The organism is Candidatus Methanomethylophilus sp. 1R26 (assembly GCF_001481295.1).
In the GTDB taxonomy this organism is placed as follows: Archaea; Thermoplasmatota; Thermoplasmata; order Methanomassiliicoccales; family Methanomethylophilaceae; genus Methanomethylophilus.
In genome coordinates, this window is record NZ_LOPS01000023.1 from 1 (window position 1) to 728 (window position 728).

Genomic DNA, 728 nt, shown 5'->3' on the forward strand with positions numbered 1-728 from the left:
GCCGGCATCCTGAAGCTCATCTGCGACCTGGTGCAGTACAGCGCCGTGCACCTGTCGATGGATTCTGACATGTGCCCCTCGCAGTACCGCGACTGGGCATCCAGACTGCTCTCCAGATGCGAGGTGGCCTCCAGGTACATCGAGTACGACGGGAAGAACGCGGCGTACGCCGCTCAGATGGAAAGGCTCTCGGAACTCGTTTCCGAAGCAGAGAGCGATGCCCGGCTGACCGGTCTCCAGAAGGCCAGGAACGAAAGGTACCTGGCGGAGAACAGGAAGATCATCGCCTGGGGCCGCAGCAACGTGGAGAAGCTGAACCTTCAGCTGGAGCTCTGCGACCCCTACGATATGACCCAGCGCCGCTATCTGATGGAGCTCATCAACACCACCAACGGCTGGCTGGACGGTTTTGAGAAGGATCACTGACCGTTCCCGAACTTCTTCTTGGATTTCTCCAGGGCGTCGATGACCGGCAGGGGCTCCCTGAGCAGGAAGGTCTCGAGGGCCCCTCCGCCCGTGCTCACGTAGGACATCGAGTCGGCGAGGTCGAACCTCTCGGCCGCCGCCGACGTGTGCCCTCCGCCCAGCACGGAGAGCCCTTTGCTGTCGACCATGGCGTTCATGATGGCCTTGGTGCCGTTCTCGAAGCCGGGCTTCTCGAACATGCCGGCAGGGCCGCTCATGAACGAGGTCTTGGCCTGCTCTATGACCTTCCGGAAGATCTCGAT

The 728-nt window shown here is 61.7% G+C and carries 2 protein-coding genes; one reads left to right on the top strand and one right to left on the bottom strand.

The annotated features are described in order from the left end of the window. Positions 1–426: hypothetical protein (locus AUQ37_RS04980; RefSeq protein WP_157844292.1), on the top strand; the 426-nt coding region annotated here is incomplete at its 5' end. On the opposite strand, the gene pgk is transcribed toward AUQ37_RS04980, so the two are convergent. Next, a partial coding sequence (gene pgk, locus AUQ37_RS04985) for a phosphoglycerate kinase (protein WP_082662414.1) occupies positions 420–728 on the bottom strand: 309 nt, incomplete at its 5' end. The two genes, AUQ37_RS04980 and pgk, sit on opposite strands and share 7 nt — an antisense overlap.